This is a genomic window from Qipengyuania sp. HL-TH1, from assembly GCF_036365825.1.
In the GTDB taxonomy this organism is placed as follows: Bacteria; Pseudomonadota; Alphaproteobacteria; order Sphingomonadales; family Sphingomonadaceae; genus Qipengyuania; species Qipengyuania profunda.
Genome location: NZ_CP142675.1, coordinates 1,578,392 through 1,593,590 on the forward strand (window position 1 = coordinate 1,578,392; position 15,199 = coordinate 1,593,590).

Consider the following 15,199-nt stretch of genomic DNA (forward strand, 5'->3'; position numbering starts at 1 on the left):
ATCCCCCGATGCGGCGTGCGCCGTACGGGTGGAGGTCATGAATGGCGGAAAGCGGGAATATCCCTTTGGAGCTGGCCTCGCATAGCTGCGGCGAGGCATCGATCCACACGCGCCTGGAAGACGGGCGCACGATCTGCATCCGCACGGTCACCCCCAAGGACGAGGACCGGCTGCGCGCCGGCATCGCGCGGATGAGCCCGCGCTCACGCTATCTGCGGTTCTTCTCCGGCGGCGCAAGCCCGCCCGACTGGGTGATCGAGCGATTGCTCGATGCCGATGGCGTGCTCCACCTCGCCTGGGGCGCGCTCGACCTGTCCGATCCCGACCATCCCGCGATGGGGGTGGTCCACGCGATGCGTCCCGAGAAGGGCGATGCGGTGGCCGAATTTTCGGTCGGCGTTGTCGATGCCTATCACGGTCTGGGGATCGGCCGGCTGCTGACCGCGACGCTGCTGCTCGATGCCGCGGGCGGCCAGCTCGAGGCGTTTCGCGCGCATGTGCTGTCGGAAAACGAGGCCGCGCGCAGTTTCATCAAGCGGCTGGGCGGCCAGCATGTCGCGCAGGACGGACCGCAGGCGGAATATCGGGTGGAGGTCGCGCCTGCACTGGAACGGCTGCGCGGGGAAAGCCGCCCCGGCGGGCTCGCCGCGATCTTCGCGCATTTTGACGCGCGCAAAGCGGCGGGCGGCGGCGGCTGATCAGGCGGGACGCGGGTCGCTGGCGAGCAGGCCGTAGAGGCACACGTCGCGCAGCCCCTCATGCGTCGTCTCGTGTGCGCGCAGCAGCGCCTCGCGGGTGAAGCCCAGCGCTTCGGCCAGCCGCAGCGAGGCGTGGTTTTCCGCATCGATCTCGGCGGTGAGCTTGCGCGCCCCCTCGGCGAACAGCTGCGCCACCAGCGCGGCCATGCATTCGCGCGCGACGCCCCGCCCCTGCCACGCGGCGCAGGTGATGTAGCCGATCTCGACCGCGCGCGCCTCGTGCCCCGGCACCGCGACGAAGCGCCCCGCGACCGTGCCTTGGGCATCCTGTGCGATCCAGCTGCGCCCGTCCCATGCGGGATCGGCGAGCCAGCCCCACAGCTCGGCCTCGTCGGCAAAGGCGGGGCGCGTGAGGAAGCGGCACTGCGCGGGATCGCCCAGCGTGGGCAGCAGCGCGGCGGCGTCCGTACGGCGCAGCGGGCGCAGCGTGAAGCGCGGGGTGTGAAGTTCGGGAACCGCGGTCATCGGCGCAGGTCTAGCGCGCAGCGGGCGCGAGGCAAGCGCCTCAGCAGGTCAGCCGGGTCAGGTTCTGCGTGTTGCTGATTTCATTGTTTTGCCGCCCACGCACGTTGAACGCGCTTTCGTAGCGGATGGTCGGCGGATCGAAAAACCCGGTCGAGACCAGCGGCTGGTAGTCGTAGGTCACTTCGACGAACATGACCGCAGTATCTTCAAGTGCGGTGATCTTGTCGCTGCCCGTGCCCAGACCATCTTCGAGGCTGTCGTCGTCCTTGCCGTCGCCTTGTTCGCCATAGCTCGGGGTTACCGACGTATCGTCGCCCCAGCAGCGCTGCCAGACAATCGTCTGTCCCTCGTCCGAACCCGACCGGCCATTGTGTTCGAGACTGGAGAGCACCATGCGTCCGTTGGGTTCGAAATCGAGCCCGCTCGAGGCATAGTCCGCGCCGGTGAAGACCTCGTAGATATTGGCTTCATCGATGCCCGAGGTCACACGTCCGGCATTGTCGGCCACGGTCATCGCCATCTGGCTGACCCGCAAATGCGACAGCGCAAGATTCGACAGCTCGAGCCCCGTCAGCACCAGCATGAGAAAGATCGGCGCCGCGAAGGCGAACTCGGTCAGCGCCAGGCCGCGCGTGTCGCGGGCGAGGGTGCGTAGCGACTCAAGCACAAATCACCGCCGCGGTTGCCTGCTTGTCATAGGGCTGGTTACGGACCGCGGTCTGGAGCGTGTACTCCATGGTCGGGCCGACGCCGGGCAGGAAGTTCTGCAGCGGCAGGATCCGCGGAGTGCTGATCGACGCGCTGTAAAGCACGACGTCGTCCGCGCCGCCATTGCCGGTTTTGCCGGCGTCGGTATCGTAGCTGCCATTACCGTTGGCGTCTTCCCAGCAATCGTTATCGTCGGCGTCGAATTGCCCGTTGCCATTGTTGTCGGTCATCAGTTTCTCCGGATTGCCGATGGCGGAGAATTCGAAATAGCTTTTCTGCGTCACCTCGATCGACGCATTGGGTGCGACATGCTTGACCGTTTCTTCGATCAGGTTTTCGACCTGTTCCTCGACCGTGCTGCCAGGAACGTTGATGATCGGGAATTCCACCGCCGCGGTCCGCGCTGCATCATTGAGCGCGCCCTGCATGGTCGACCGGACATAGCTGTTGTAGCCCAGTTCGAGCCCGCCCATCAGCAACAGCAGCATGGGGCCGACGACGAATGCGAATTCGACGATCGTCGCACCGCGCTCGTCATCGCGCAGCTGGTGCAGGCTGGTACGCAGCCCGCTCACCGGGTGAGCCTCAGATTGCCGATGCCGCGTCCGATCGTCTCGAAGATCTGCTCCAGATCGGAACCGTCGGACGTGTAGAAATGGGCAGCACTGGTGGCACAGATCGCGATATCATCGGTGTCGTTCTCGTCGAGCGCGATCACCCAGATGGTGGTGCCGGTCGCCTTCACCCGGTTGCAGATCGAGTGGAACCGGCTGACATGTTTCTCTTCCTGCGTACCCGACCCGCTGATCCGCTCGTGATACCTGGTGATGCCCATGGCCGAGTACAGCGTATCGCCGGTGTCGAGTTCGCCGTCGGTCATGAAGACGATATGGCGGTTCACCGGGACAAGGCCGTGCTTGGTCGGGTTTTCGGCAGCAAACATCCCGGTCGGCGAGAGGAAGCGCGCGCCCCACAACATGCCGATATCGTGATAGGTACCGCCGGTCACATTCGCCGTGGCAGCGTCGATCGCGTTGTCGAATGCGGTTTCGCTATTGTAGACCTTGAGCTTTTGCGCCTCCGACGGACAGCCGCTCTGCGACTCGCCTTCCTGGCTGTCGGGATCGTAGCGTCCCCACTGATAGGTGGTGTCGCTGCTGTTGGCCGCGACCGCATCGATATCATTCTGGCTGACAGTCTTGAGCAGCGTGACCGGGCTTACGGTTTGGCCGATGCTGGACCGTTCTTCGATACAGCCGTCGCCGCTGGTCCGGAAGGCGGTCAGGTTCTGTTCGGTAGTCCGATACCCTCTGCCCCACTGCGAATCTTCGATGTCGACAGTGCGATATTCATACTCGGTGGATGCATTGTAAGTATAGTTCCGCCGGTTGTTGGACGGATACCGCCAACCCGTACTCCTGATGTCATCGCGGTCATCGTAGGTGTTGACGGTGCAATAGTCGTCCCGCCAGTTGCCATTGACCTTTACGTCGTAGCAGACCCGTTGCTTGTAAACCCGTTCGAAATGTTCCTGCTCCTCCAGGATATCCATATTTCGCAAACTGCGCGCGACATTCACCGTATGCGAATAGGACACGATACCGAAACGGGTGATCGATCCGTTGCCGCTATCGTCGAGTGCGCGGTACAGACCTGTCGTGCCGTTGCGCAGGAGATCGATCTTGTCGAGGCTGCCGCCGGTGGACGGCCGGTTGCCCATCGAGCCGGTCGTATCGAGCACCAGCATCACGTCGTTATGGCCAAGGTCGCGCTTGGCGTCGCAATTGGCCTGGATCGGCACGGTGTCGTAACCGAAGATATGCATCAGCGAGGTCGGAATGACCGCGTTGGCCACGCCGATGATCTGCGCATTGTCGTTGGGATCGGTGTCGATCTCGAAGTTGAGGTCTTGCGCGCCCAGCGTGCCTTCGGGGAAATTGAACTGGAAGAACTTCTTGGCCTCATCCTCGTTCGCGGTGGTCCACTTGTTGCCGTCCATCGACTGGCGGCCGGCCAGCGCCGCGGCGTCGCAGGCGTTCTGCAGTTTGGCCTTGGCCATATAGGCGAAGCTGAGATCGAGACTGCTCCCGATGACGACGACCAGCGGGATCAATGCCGCAGCGAAGATCGCCAGGGTATTGCCCTTCGTGTCGTTCCAGAGATTGCGCAGCATACAGATCATATAGGTAGCCCCCTGTGGGACAGCAGGTAGCCAGCGCACCGTTAAGAACGGCTTTTTCACCATGGTTAACAAAAGGCAAAAATTTGTATAGCATGTGAGGAAACCGGGTTCGATGACCCGTGGAATAAATAGATCAATTTCAAGAAAAAGACCAAAATCAAAGTAAGCGACTCAACTAATCATAGTCGCATTCTTTTTGGGTTGATCTATTTATAGTTTGGCGCGGGTTATTATTCGGAAAGAAACGCAACAAGCGCCCTTACCTTTTTCGTCCGCCATTGCGGGGTCGGTGCGACCAGCCAGTACGCGCGCCGCCCGGTATGCGGGCCGTCGAGCACCTCGAGCAGGCCCGCGTCGATCGAATCCTTCGCCAGCAGTTCGGGCAGGATCGCCTTGCCCAGCCCCGCCAGCGTCGAGGACAGCGCCTGGCCGGCATTGGACACGGTGACATGCGCCGCCACGCCGTCCTGCAGCGGCAGGCCCCAGTCGATCCACTTGTCGGGCGCCCCGCCGTGGCTTTCGGGGCGAGCCACGGTGACACGGCGCGCCTCGTCGAGCTCGATCCCCTGCAATTCGCCCGGACCGTCGACCAGCCGGATCGCGCAATCGAGGTTCGCCTCGGTGAAATCGGCATGTTCGTCGGCGACGAAGGTAAAGCGGATTTCGGGGTTCTTCTCGCCGAACCGCGCCAGCCGCGGCGCCAGCCATTGCGCGTAGAATTCGCGCGGACAGGCGATGGTATAGCTGTCGAGCGCCTGGCCCGCCTGCATCGCGGACACGCTTTCCTCGAACTTGAGGAAGCCTTCGCGCAGCGCATCGAGGCCCGCGGCGCCTTCCTGCGTCAGCTCGAGCCCCTTGCTCGTGCGGCGGAACAGCACGGTGCCGAGGTGATCCTCGAGCGCGCGGATCTGCTGGCCCACGGCGGCGGGCGTCACTGCCAGCTCGTCCGCGGCGCGGGTGAAGGACAGATGCCGCGCGGCGGCATCGTAAACGCGCAGGGCGTTGAGAGGCAGGTGAGTACGCTTCATGGTGCATTGCGACTTAAATGCGGCACACTCAGGAAACAAGATGCAGCGGTCATCCCTTTCCTTTAGCGAGACGATAGGACAGTTTGTAACCCAAGCGTCACACATGAGGATCATGGCCCAAGCCACACCAGCATGACTGTCGAAGCATCCCGCACCATCCCGGCCAATGACGCGGGCATCACGGCGCCCCCCGCGCCCCGGGACCGCTATACCAATCGCGAGCTGAGCTGGCTGTCGTTCAACCGCCGCGTGCTCGCGGAAAGCGAGAACGAGCGCTATCCGCTACTCGAGCGGCTGCGGTTCCTGTCGATTTCGGCGAGCAATCTCGACGAGTTCACGATGGTCCGCATCGCCGGGCTGGAGGGACAGGTCCAGCGCGGGATCGAGACGCAGGCGATCGACGGGGCCAGCCCGCGCCAGCAATTGGAGGCGATTCGCGGCCAGTTGCTCACGCTCGAAGACCGCCAGCAGAAAAGCCTCGAAACGCTGCGCACGCTGTTGTTCGAAGAAGGCATCATGCTCGCGCCGATCGACCGGCTGGCGCAGGACCAGCTGACATGGCTGGGCGAATATTTCGAAAGCGACATCCTCCCGCTGATCACCCCGCAGGCGATCGACCCCAGCCACCCCTTCCCCTTCGTCGCCAACAAGGGGATCGGGGTGATCTTCCGGCTCAAGCGCGGGCGGCGCAAGGCGGACCTGATCGAGATGGTGCTGATCCCCAGCGGCGCGCCGCGCTTCGTGCGCGTGCCGGGCGAGAAGGCGATCTATGTCGCGATCGAGCAATTGGTCACGCGCTTTGCCGACCAGCTGTTCCCCGGCTTCAAGGTGCTGGGCGACGGCGTGTTCCGCGTCATCCGCGACAGCGATATCGAGGTCGAGGAAGAGGCCGAGGACCTCGTGCGGTATTTCCGCACCGCGATCCAGCGGCGGCGGCGTGGGCGCACCGTGCTGCTCGAGCTCGACGAGGATTGCGACGAGACCGCCGAAGCGCTGCTGCGCGACCAACTCGAGGTCGAGGAGGCGATGATCGTCAAGAGCGACGGCATGCTCGGCCTCGCCGATCTTGCGGTCATCTGCAATGAGCCGCGCCCCGACCTCAAGTTCGAACCTTTCAGCCCGCGCTACCCCGAGCGCATCCTCGAGCATGACGGCGATTGCTTCGCCGCCATCCGCGAGAAGGACATCGTCATCCACCACCCGTTCGAAAGCTTCGACGTGGTGGTCGATTTCCTGCGCCAGGCGGCGCGCGACCCGGCGGTGGTGTCGATCAAGCAGACGCTCTACCGCGCGGGCGACCAGTCTCCGGTGATCGCCGCGCTGATCGAGGCGGCGCTGGCGGGCAAGGCGGTCACCGCAGTGGTCGAATTGAAGGCGCGCTTCGACGAGGAGCGCAACATCCACTGGGCGAGCGAGCTCGAACGCGCCGGGGTGCAGGTGATCTATGGCTTCACCGAGTGGAAGACGCACGCCAAGGTCAGCCTGGTGGTGCGCCGCGAGGAGGATGGCTACCGCACCTATTGCCACTTCGGGACGGGCAATTACCACCCGATCAACGCCAAGATCTACACCGACCTCAGCTTCTTCACCGCCGACCCCGCGCTGGGGCGCGATGCGGCCAAGATGTTCAATTTCATCACCGGCTATATCCAGCCCGACGATCTGGAACGGATCGCGGTGTCGCCAATCGGATTGCAGGAAACGCTGTACCAGCTGATCGATGCCGAGATCGCCAATGCGCATGCGGGCAAGCCCGCGGGCATCTGGGTGAAGCTCAATTCGATTACCTACAAACCGATGATCGACAAGCTCTACGAGGCGAGCCAGGCGGGCGTGGAAATCCACATGGTGGTGCGCGGCATCTGCAGCTTGCGCGCGGGCCTGCCGGGCGTGTCAGAGAACATCCGCGTCAAATCGGTGATCGGCCGCTTCCTCGAACATTCGCGCGTGTGGGCCTTTGCCAATGGCAAGGCGCTGCCCAGCCGGCAGGCGAAGGTCTATCTGACCAGCGCCGACGCCATGAGCCGCAATCTGATGCGCCGCGTCGAGGTGATGGTCCCGATCACGAACAAGACCGTGCACGACCAGGTCCTGGGCCAGGTCATGCTCGCCAATATTCTCGACACCGAACAAAGCTGGCAGCTCGGTCCCGACGGCCAGTATCATCGCTTGCGACAGGAGGAAGGCGGCTTCAACTGCCACCAGTATTTCATGGCCAATCCATCGCTATCCGGGCGCGGTGCCGCGCTTGCCGACCATGAAGTTCCACGCCTGACGCTGCGGGGGTCCTCGCAGTGAGCGGATCGCGTTCGGCCAAATGGCAGCGGCGGCTGATGCAGCCCCCGCGCGCGGTCATCGATATCGGCTCGAACACCGTGCGCATGGTGATCTACGAAGGCACTGCACGCGCGCCCGAAGTGGTGTGGAACGAGAAGGTCGCCGCACGGCTCGGGCGCGATTTGTCCGAGACCGGGCGCATTCCCGATGAAGCCGCCGAAGAGGCCTTGGCCGCGCTCGCGCGCTATGCGCTGATCATCGGCGATCTGGGCATCGACGACGTCCAGACTGTCGCCACCGCCGCCGCCCGCGATGCCAAGAACGGGGCGCAATTCCTCGAGCAGGTGGCCGCGCTCGGGCTGGAACCGCGGCTGCTGACGGGCGAGGAGGAAGCCACCGCTTCGGCGATGGGCGCGCTGGGCGCCTTCCCTGGCGCCCGCGGCGTCGTCGCCGATCTTGGCGGGGGCAGCCTCGAACTGGTCTCGGTCGCGGACAATGCATGTCACGAGGCGGCCAGCCTGCAACTGGGAACGCTGCGCCTGCCCGCGCTCCGCAGCGACGGCGCCGACGCCTTCGAGGCCGCGGTGCACGAACAGCTCGCCGCGGTCGGCTGGGCAGCCAAGCATCCCGGCCCGATGTATATGATCGGCGGCACCTGGCGCGCGCTGGCGGCCTATGCGATGCGCTATTTCGATTTCCCGCTGACCGATCCGCACGGCTTCACGCTCCTGCCCGACGATGCGCGGCGGCTGGCCCGCGAACTGATCGCGGCCGATCCGGAGGAATTGCGCGAAATCAGCGGGATCAGCCCGATGCGCGCGCATTACCTGCCCGATGCCGCGGCGCTGCTGCGCCCGCTGCTCGACCGGATCGAGCCCGACGAGCTGGTGTTTTCGTCATGGGGCATCCGCGAGGGACTGCTCTACAGCCGGCTCGAGCCTGCTCAGATGAAGGCCGATCCACTGCTCGCCGGGGTGACCGCCTATGCCGCGCCGCGCGATTCCTCGATCACCGAGGCGACGCTGCTGGCAGCATGGACGGTCGATCTGAGCGAAGGCGATGGCAAGCTCAACGAACGCCTCCGGCTCGCCGCGGCGCAATTGTCGGGCGCGCTTCACCGGGTCGAGCCCAATCTGCGCGAGAGCCATGCGGCCGAATGGGCGCTGGGCAAACGCTGGATCGATCTCGACGCGCGCGGCCGCGCCATGATCTGCGCCGCGCTGTTCGGCAGCCTCGGCCGCACCGAATTGCCCGACAAGCTGCGCGTGCTCGCCAGCGATGACGATCTGCACGAAGGCGTGACCTGGGGGCTGGGTTTCCGCCTGGCCCGGCGGCTTGGCGGGGGCAGCCGCGTCTCGCTCACCACCAGCGCGCTGCGCCGCAAGAAGAAGAGCCTGATCCTGCGGCTCGACGAAAGCCGCGCCGCGCTGGCCAATTATCCCGCGACGCAGGATTTCGACAATTTGGCCCAATGGCTCGGCCTCAAACCCAAGATCAAGATCGGCAGCTTCAACTTTTCCGGCGTCGGCGAAGATCAGGAAGACGACTAGCCGCAGCTCGGAACGACCCCCGTCGCTCGCCCGTTGGCCCTGGTAACAAAGGGGAAAACCGATGGATAGTGAACACAGCGGCGGCCATCACGGCAAATGGCCCACCTTCTTCGCCATGATCGCGACGTCGATCGTGACCATGTTCGTGCTCAAATACTCCGCGCTGTGGGAAGCGGATCACGCCTTCTTCAGCCAGACCCGCATGTGGATGGCGCTGATGATGGGCATGGCGATGATCATCATCATGCTCGGCTTCATGTGGGGCATGTACAAGAGCCTTGCCACCAAGCTTGTCGTCATGGGGCTGGCGGGCGCGGGTTTCGTCCTGTTCCTGTTCCTTGTCCGCAGCCAGCAGACGGTCGAGGACGAGGCCTGGATGAAGGCAATGATCCCGCACCACTCGATCGCGATCCTCACCAGCGAGCGCGCCGAAATCAGCGACCCGCGGGTTCGCGCGCTCGCCGATGAGATCATCGAGGCGCAGGTCAAGGAAATAGCCGAAATGAAGCTGCTGCTGGCGGATATCGAAGCCAATGGCGAGCTGGGTGACGGCACGGCCCTTCCCCCGCGCACAGCGGCGCTGACGCCCAGGCTCGAGGCCGAGGCGAAGGCTTCGCTCGAACGCCCGGTGACTGCGGAAATGGAAGAAGAACTCGACCCGGGCGGCTAACCCGGACCGGTCAGTTCGCCGTGGCCGGCGCCGCGAGCGGGAAAAAGGGGATGCGCACTTCGATCGGCGATCCGTCTTCGGCGTGGAAGGTGTAGAAGCCTTCCATCGACCCGTGCGGCGTATCGAGCGGACAGCCCGAGACATAGTCATGGCTCTGTCCGGGCATCAGCACCGGCTGTTCGCCGACCACGCCATCGCCATCGACATGGCTGACCATGCCCGCGCCATCGGTGATCCGCCAGTGGCGCGTCATCAGCTGGACGCGTTCGTGCGAGCCGTTTTCGATGCGGATGTGATAGACCCAGAACCACTTGCCCGCTTCCGGGCGCGATTGCTCGGGCAGGAAGTTCACCGCGACCCGGACGGTAATCCCGTCGGTCATGGCGGCATGCTGGAAAAGTTCTTTGATCACGGGGGACAATCTAGCGTCCCCAACGCCCCGCGCAAGGAAACGCACGAAATTTTCCCATGCCCCGGTTTGCGGCCAATGCGCGACCGGGCTCAGTCGGCGGGGTTATGCTTGGCCAGGAAAGCAGTGAGCTGATCGAGCCATCGCTGCTCGTTTTCGGGCTCGTCGAAAGAATGCCCTTCCTCGTCGAACACGAGTTCCACCGGTGCGACAGGCGCCTTCCGCGCAGCGCGGGTGAACTTGCGGAACTGCGACCAGGGGACGCGATCGTCCTTCTTGCCCTGTGCGATCAGTACCGGGCGGTTGAGCGTCTCGGCGTGGCGATAAGGCGACACGTCGTCGAGATCGAATTCCTCTTCCCCCTCGACGCGCTGGCGCCATCTGCGGCTGGCCTCACGCGTGAAGAACCGCCGATCGTATTTGAGGATCAGGTTCCAGTCGGTCACGCCGGCAAAACTGGCGGCACAGCGGTACCGTTCGGGATTGCGGATGACCGCCCATAGCGCGGCATAGCCGCCATAGGATCCGCCCACCACGCAAACCCGCGCCGGGTCGGCAATGCCCCGCGCGACCGCCCAATCCATCCCGTCGTCGAGATCGTCCTGCATGCCGCGGCCGATCTGGCCGACGCCGAGATCGTAGAAATCCTGCCCATACCCACCCGATCCGCGAAAATTGGGCTGCAACACCGCATATCCGCGGTTGGCGAGCAATTGCACCTGGTCGTCATAATCCAGCTTGTCGCGAATGCCGTAGGGACCGCCATGCGGCAGGATAATGAGCGGCAAGCCGCTGGCTTCGCGTCCCCGGGGGAGCGTGAGGTAACCGTGGACGCGCGTACCGTCGCGCGCGGTATAGGCAATGGGTTTGGGCACTGCGAGATGTGTAATGTCGATCTCGGGGCGCATTTCGACCAGCACTTCCATGCGTTTGCCGGTGACATCGTAATTGTAGATGAGCCCGGGATCGGCCTCGCTCCCCGCCCGCACCAGCATCCGCGAATTGTCCTTTGCGCGCGAAATGACCCATATCTCGTTTTGGGTCAGCGACCGTTCGAGCTGCGCATAGGTCTCGGCATAGCCTGCATCGAGCCAGTGCGCGCGATCGCGAACATCGGTGAAGAAGGCACCGACAGGCTTGCCGTCGCGAAACAGCACGCTTTCCACGTCATGCTCGGGATGCTCGTAAACCAGCTCCACCGGCTCGCGGGTGGACAGATCGAAAATATACAGCCCGACCCTGCCGCTCGGGCCTTCATGCAGGACATGGCCGTGATCCGACCCGCTAACGATCTGCGCGACATCCCAGAACTTGTCCTCGATTTCGTCGGCCTTGAGCTTCTCGATAAGCCGCAAGTCCGCATCGGGGCCCGACCGATAGTAAATCCGCAACCGGCCGAGACGCCAGCCGGTACCCAGGCGGACGACACCACTGCTATCGGCATGCCAGGACCACACCCCAGGACGAGGGTCCTGTACCCGCCACCGTTTGCCCCCCGCCGCCAGTTCGTACCGGTAGACCGAGGGATAAGCGCGAACGTCCTTCTGGACCGAAACCAGCGCATAGCTGCCGTCCTCGGCGATGAAGATCACGTCGTCGCCTTCGACGACGGGTTCGTCATTACCAAGGATGTCCGAGGTCCCCGCCGCCATGTCGAGCAGGAGCAACCGTGTGTAACGCACCTCGTCGCCGAAGAAACTCCCCAGCGTGGACAGCGACACGAGCAATTTGTCGTTGCCCGCCCAGCGAATCCATTCGACGTCATCGTCATCGTTGAGCGCGTAACGCCGCTGCAGCGAATGGTCGGCTGCGTCGAGCACCGCCAGGAACTTGCCTCGCGACGCCGTCACATGCGTGACGATGGCCTTGCCGTCGGGCGAGAGATGGAGCGAGGAAAACATACTGCGCGAAGCGAAGGAGCGCGTCGGAATCGGGGGCGGACGCGTGTCCTGCGGGCTGGTGGCGGTGGCCGGTGCGGCCTTCTGCGCAAGAACGGCAGGTGCCCCGACCACGGACAAAACACACAGCGCTGCAAATACCGAAAAACGAGACATGCGACCCCCGAAGTAATTCCCCTGGCCATCAGACTTAACCAGTCCGCGGCGACTGGCAAGCACGGGATCGGGTTAATTTCGGTTTACCGGGACTGGTGAGATTTTCCCAAGGGCTATGCTGCACAAGGCACAAACGGGTCGCACCTATTCATTGCCGAAGTCATTCGGGTCGCGCGGCCGACGGATTGGATCACGACGGGGGAGTCGGAATATGCTGTTCGCATTCATCAGGCGCCTCGTGCGCGATCAGGGTGGCGATTCGCTGGCGGCGATGGTGCTGTGTTCGCCGCTTCCGGCGATGCTCTACCTCTCGATCTAGGGCCTGCCGCCGCCAAGATAGGCCTCGATCTGCTCGAGGCGTTCCTTGCCGAACCACATTTCCCCATCGACGAAGAAGGTCGGGATGCCGAAGGCGCCGCGGGCAACCGCGGCTTCGGTATTGGCCGCCAGCTTAGCTTTGACGCCCGGTTCCTGCGTCGCAGTGAGCAGGCGCTCGGCGTCGAACCCGGCTGCCGCCAGTTCGGCCCCGACCACTTCGGCATCGCCGCAATCGATATTGCGCTCCCACACTGCGGGCAGCAGCGCCTCGACCAGCGCCTGGCGTTCGGCTTCGTCCGATGCCGCCACCAGCACGCGCTGGAGCAGGATCGAATTGAACGGCAACGCGGGGTGCATGCGGAACTGGTCCATGCCGTGCCGGTCGAGGAAGCGCTGGAATTCCAGCGCGGCATAGGGAACTTTGCCCTTCACATCGGCGTCACGCATCATCGGCGGGGCATTGCCGGTGAGCTTGTGCATCCCGCCGAGGAACACCGGCGTCACCACCAACTGCGCCCCGGTGCGCGCGATGATCTGCTTGAGCGGATACCATGCGAGATAGCCGTTCGGCGCGGCGAGATCGAAAATATACTCCAGTGTCTTGGTCATGCGGGGCCTCTCCCTTTTCCCTGCGGTAACCGTTTGGTGGTAAGGATGCGAGAATGAAACGCTTCGCCCTGCTCCTCCCGCTGGCGCTGCTTGCCAGCCCGCCGCTGCCGACGCTTGCGCATCCCGGGGGTCTCAATGCCGAGGGCTGCCACAACAACCGCAAGACGGGCGAGTATCACTGCCATCGCAATCGGCGCACCACGCAGCCGGCCCCAACCGCACAGCTACAGGGCGGAGTCTATTTTCCCAATTGCACCGCCGCGCGGCAGGCGGGCGCGGCGCCGATCTATCGCGGGCAGCCCGGCTACCGGCCCGCGCTCGACCGCGACAATGACGGGGTGGCCTGCGAACCCTATCGCGGGCGCTAGCGGCCCGGCGTTTCCTGCCGCTCCCCCGCCGCTGCCGCGGGCGATCCTGCGCCCGGCTTCGCGGAAAATGGGGACAGACCGATCCATTCAGGGTTGCGAATGATTTGCATTAGCATACGATGCGGGTCTGCAAAGGAGACGGCATGGCCCATTCGCACGATTCGACCGCACTCGACCTTCCCCTTCCCGCACGGCGGCACCAGACGCTTGCGCTGGTGCTTGTCCGCAGGCTCGCGGGGCACGGCCTGCACGATGCCCGCGCGACGATGCTCGCGCTCGATGCCGGGGGGACCGAGTTCCGCCGCCTGCTGGTGCTGGCGCGCGCGCTGGTGGTCGATCTCGCGCGGACCTCGCGGCGCAGGATCCTGCTCGCGCCGTGCTGCGCGGCAGGGATGACGCGCGACGAAGGACTGCTGATGGCGATGATCGGCGGCGGCGGGCTCGATGTCCACGGCGTGCTGACGGACGATGCCGGCTGCGCGATCGCAATGACCACCGCGCATGCGCTGGGTGACGAGCTGGAGCGTCTCGCGACCCGCAACGACTGGCGGCGCTAGAGCCCCGCGGCGGCCAGCGCGCGGTCGAGGTCTTCCTTGACGTCCTCGACGTCTTCGAGCCCGACGTTGATCCGCAGCAAGCCTTCGGTCACGCCCATCTCGTCGCGCGCCTCCTGCGTCATGCCCGCATGCGTGGTGCTCGCCGGGTGGCACATCAGGCTGCGCGTATCGCCGATATTGTTCGAGATATCGACCAGTTCGAGCGCGTCGAGCAACGCGAAGGCGGTGGCGCGGTCGCCCACGTCGAGCGCGAAGATCGGCCCGGTGGCGACCATCTGCTTGAGGGCCAGTTCGTGGCGCGGGTGGCTGGGCAGACCGGGATGAAGCAGCTTGGGCACGCGCGGTTCGATGAACTTGCCCAGCGCGACTGCATTTTCGCTCTGGCGGCGCGCACGCATGTCGAGCGTTTCGAGCCCCTTGAGCACGACCCAGGCGTTGAACGGCGCGCAATTGGGGCCGGTGTTGCGCTGGAAGGGCAGCAGCACCTCGTCCACCCATTGCTGCGACCCGCACACCGCGCCCGCGAGCACGCGGCCCTGCCCGTCCATCAGCTTGGTCGCCGAATAGGCGACCACGTCGGCGCCGAAATCGAGCGGCCGTTGCAGCGCGCTGGTGGCGAAGGCGTTGTCGACCACGGTGACGATGCCATGCGCCTTCGCGACGCCGCAGACATGCGCCAGATCGACAATGTCGAGCGTGGGATTGGCGGGGGTTTCGAAGAAGAACACCTTGGTATTGGGCCGGATCGCGGCTTCCCACGCATCGTTGTCGGCGCTGTCGATGACGCTGGTCTCGATCCCGAAGCGCGGCAGCAGATGGTCGAGCAGCCAGCGGCACGAGCCGAAGGCCGCGCGTGCGCCGACCACATGATCGCCCGCCGACAGCTGGCAGAGCAGCGCCGCGGTCATCGCCGCCATGCCGCTGGCCTGCGCGCGGCATGCCTCGGCGCCTTCCATCAGCGCGATGCGTTCCTCGAGCATGGCGACGGTCGGGTTCTGGAGGCGCGAATAGGTCATCCCCGCAGCCTCGCCCGCGAACCGGTCGGCGACGGTCTGCGCGTCGTCATAGGTATAGCCCGAGGTGAGGAACAGCGCTTCGCTGGTCTCGCCATGTTCGCTGCGCCAGGTGCCGCCGCGCACCGCCTGCGTCGCGGGGCGCCATTTGGCGGTGATCGAACGGTCCATGCCGGTGGTCTTCTTCATGACAGGGGCGTCTAGGCAGGCCCCGGGATAACGGCAAGCAATGG

The 15,199-nt window shown here is 64.6% G+C and carries 15 protein-coding genes; 6 read left to right on the forward strand and 9 right to left on the reverse strand.

The window, feature by feature from the left end; all coding sequences use genetic code 11:
• Nucleotides 1–41: 41 nt before the first annotated feature.
• Entirely contained in the window at nt 42–698 is a 657-nt protein-coding gene (locus VWN43_RS08320) for a GNAT family N-acetyltransferase (protein ID WP_320179913.1), read from the forward strand.
• On the opposite strand, the gene VWN43_RS08325 is transcribed toward VWN43_RS08320, so the two are convergent.
• The 5 genes from VWN43_RS08325 to VWN43_RS08345 form a co-directional block, all read right to left on the reverse strand.
• Nucleotides 699–1,223, reverse strand: coding sequence for a GNAT family N-acetyltransferase (locus VWN43_RS08325; protein WP_320179912.1), 525 nt, complete (start codon nt 1,221–1,223; stop codon nt 699–701). It abuts the gene before it with no gap.
• Nucleotides 1,224–1,263: 40 nt separating this feature from the next.
• Entirely contained in the window at nt 1,264–1,890 is a 627-nt protein-coding gene (locus VWN43_RS08330) for a TadE/TadG family type IV pilus assembly protein (RefSeq protein ID WP_320179911.1), read from the reverse strand.
• Nucleotides 1,883–2,506 carry a TadE/TadG family type IV pilus assembly protein gene (locus VWN43_RS08335; protein ID WP_320179910.1) on the reverse strand — a complete coding sequence of 208 codons (624 nt, stop codon included), beginning with the start codon at nt 2,504–2,506 and terminating at the stop codon, nt 1,883–1,885. Before VWN43_RS08335 ends, VWN43_RS08330 begins: the two co-directional genes overlap by 8 nt.
• Entirely contained in the window at nt 2,503–4,113 is a 1,611-nt protein-coding gene (locus tag VWN43_RS08340; RefSeq protein ID WP_330768576.1) for a TadE/TadG family type IV pilus assembly protein, read from the reverse strand. The genes VWN43_RS08335 and VWN43_RS08340 overlap by 4 nt, the downstream gene beginning before the upstream one ends.
• A 230-nt stretch (nt 4,114–4,343) precedes the next feature.
• Nucleotides 4,344–5,141 carry a LysR family transcriptional regulator gene (locus VWN43_RS08345; RefSeq protein WP_253515060.1) on the reverse strand — a complete coding sequence of 266 codons (798 nt, stop codon included), beginning with the start codon at nt 5,139–5,141 and terminating at the stop codon, nt 4,344–4,346.
• Nucleotides 5,142–5,273: 132 nt separating this feature from the next.
• On the opposite strand from VWN43_RS08345, the gene VWN43_RS08350 reads away from it, so the two are divergent.
• The 3 genes from VWN43_RS08350 to VWN43_RS08360 all read left to right on the forward strand — a co-directional run bounded on the left by VWN43_RS08350 (nt 5,274) and on the right by VWN43_RS08360 (nt 9,638).
• Nucleotides 5,274–7,439 (forward strand): RNA degradosome polyphosphate kinase, encoded by a 2,166-nt coding sequence (locus tag VWN43_RS08350; RefSeq protein ID WP_320179908.1) that lies wholly within the window; start codon nt 5,274–5,276, stop codon nt 7,437–7,439.
• Nucleotides 7,436–8,968, forward strand: a complete 1,533-nt coding sequence (locus tag VWN43_RS08355) for a Ppx/GppA family phosphatase (protein ID WP_320179907.1) — start codon at nt 7,436–7,438, stop codon at nt 8,966–8,968. Before VWN43_RS08350 ends, VWN43_RS08355 begins: the two co-directional genes overlap by 4 nt.
• Before the next feature lie 61 nt (nt 8,969–9,029).
• Entirely contained in the window at nt 9,030–9,638 is a 609-nt protein-coding gene (locus VWN43_RS08360) for a DUF305 domain-containing protein (RefSeq protein ID WP_320179906.1), read from the forward strand.
• A 10-nt stretch (nt 9,639–9,648) separates the two neighbouring features.
• Here the strand turns inward: VWN43_RS08360 and apaG are convergent, their stop codons facing one another.
• The 3 genes from apaG to VWN43_RS08375 form a co-directional block, all read right to left on the reverse strand.
• Nucleotides 9,649–10,047, reverse strand: a complete 399-nt coding sequence (apaG, locus tag VWN43_RS08365; RefSeq protein WP_253515177.1) for a Co2+/Mg2+ efflux protein ApaG — start codon at nt 10,045–10,047, stop codon at nt 9,649–9,651.
• Between the two features lie 92 nt (nt 10,048–10,139).
• Entirely contained in the window at nt 10,140–12,059 is a 1,920-nt protein-coding gene (locus VWN43_RS08370) for an alpha/beta hydrolase family protein (RefSeq protein ID WP_253515057.1), read from the reverse strand.
• A 357-nt stretch (nt 12,060–12,416) separates the two neighbouring features.
• The gene (locus VWN43_RS08375; protein ID WP_320179905.1) at nt 12,417–13,028 is read right to left on the reverse strand and encodes a 2-hydroxychromene-2-carboxylate isomerase; all 612 of its coding nucleotides are present in this window, start codon (nt 13,026–13,028) and stop codon (nt 12,417–12,419) included.
• A gap of 53 nt (nt 13,029–13,081) precedes the next feature.
• On the opposite strand from VWN43_RS08375, the gene VWN43_RS08380 reads away from it, so the two are divergent.
• Together VWN43_RS08380 and VWN43_RS08385 are read left to right on the forward strand one after the other, a co-directional pair.
• Nucleotides 13,082–13,396: an excalibur calcium-binding domain-containing protein gene (locus tag VWN43_RS08380; protein ID WP_320179904.1), complete on the forward strand. Its 315-nt coding sequence runs from the start codon at nt 13,082–13,084 to the stop codon at nt 13,394–13,396.
• Nucleotides 13,397–13,539: 143 nt separating this feature from the next.
• Nucleotides 13,540–13,953, forward strand: a complete 414-nt coding sequence (locus VWN43_RS08385; RefSeq protein WP_253515054.1) for a DUF6628 family protein — start codon at nt 13,540–13,542, stop codon at nt 13,951–13,953.
• On the opposite strand, the gene VWN43_RS08390 is transcribed toward VWN43_RS08385, so the two are convergent.
• Nucleotides 13,950–15,155: a trans-sulfuration enzyme family protein gene (locus VWN43_RS08390; protein WP_320179902.1), complete on the reverse strand. Its 1,206-nt coding sequence runs from the start codon at nt 15,153–15,155 to the stop codon at nt 13,950–13,952. The two genes, VWN43_RS08385 and VWN43_RS08390, sit on opposite strands and share 4 nt — an antisense overlap.
• Between the last annotated feature and the right edge of the window lie 44 nt (nt 15,156–15,199).

Coding starts and splice junctions, on each gene's coding strand:
- VWN43_RS08380 (WP_320179904.1), top strand. CDS start 13,082: ATGAAACGCTTCGCCCTGCTCCTCCCGCTGGCGCTGCTTGCCAGCCCG.
- VWN43_RS08350 (WP_320179908.1), top strand. CDS start 5,274: ATGACTGTCGAAGCATCCCGCACCATCCCGGCCAATGACGCGGGCATC.
- VWN43_RS08345 (WP_253515060.1), bottom strand. CDS start 5,141: ATGAAGCGTACTCACCTGCCTCTCAACGCCCTGCGCGTTTACGATGCC.
- VWN43_RS08320 (WP_320179913.1), top strand. CDS start 42: ATGGCGGAAAGCGGGAATATCCCTTTGGAGCTGGCCTCGCATAGCTGC.
- VWN43_RS08385 (WP_253515054.1), top strand. CDS start 13,540: ATGGCCCATTCGCACGATTCGACCGCACTCGACCTTCCCCTTCCCGCA.
- VWN43_RS08340 (WP_330768576.1), bottom strand. CDS start 4,113: ATGATCTGTATGCTGCGCAATCTCTGGAACGACACGAAGGGCAATACC.
- VWN43_RS08360 (WP_320179906.1), top strand. CDS start 9,030: ATGGATAGTGAACACAGCGGCGGCCATCACGGCAAATGGCCCACCTTC.
- VWN43_RS08390 (WP_320179902.1), bottom strand. CDS start 15,155: ATGAAGAAGACCACCGGCATGGACCGTTCGATCACCGCCAAATGGCGC.
- VWN43_RS08375 (WP_320179905.1), bottom strand. CDS start 13,028: ATGACCAAGACACTGGAGTATATTTTCGATCTCGCCGCGCCGAACGGC.
- VWN43_RS08325 (WP_320179912.1), bottom strand. CDS start 1,223: ATGACCGCGGTTCCCGAACTTCACACCCCGCGCTTCACGCTGCGCCCG.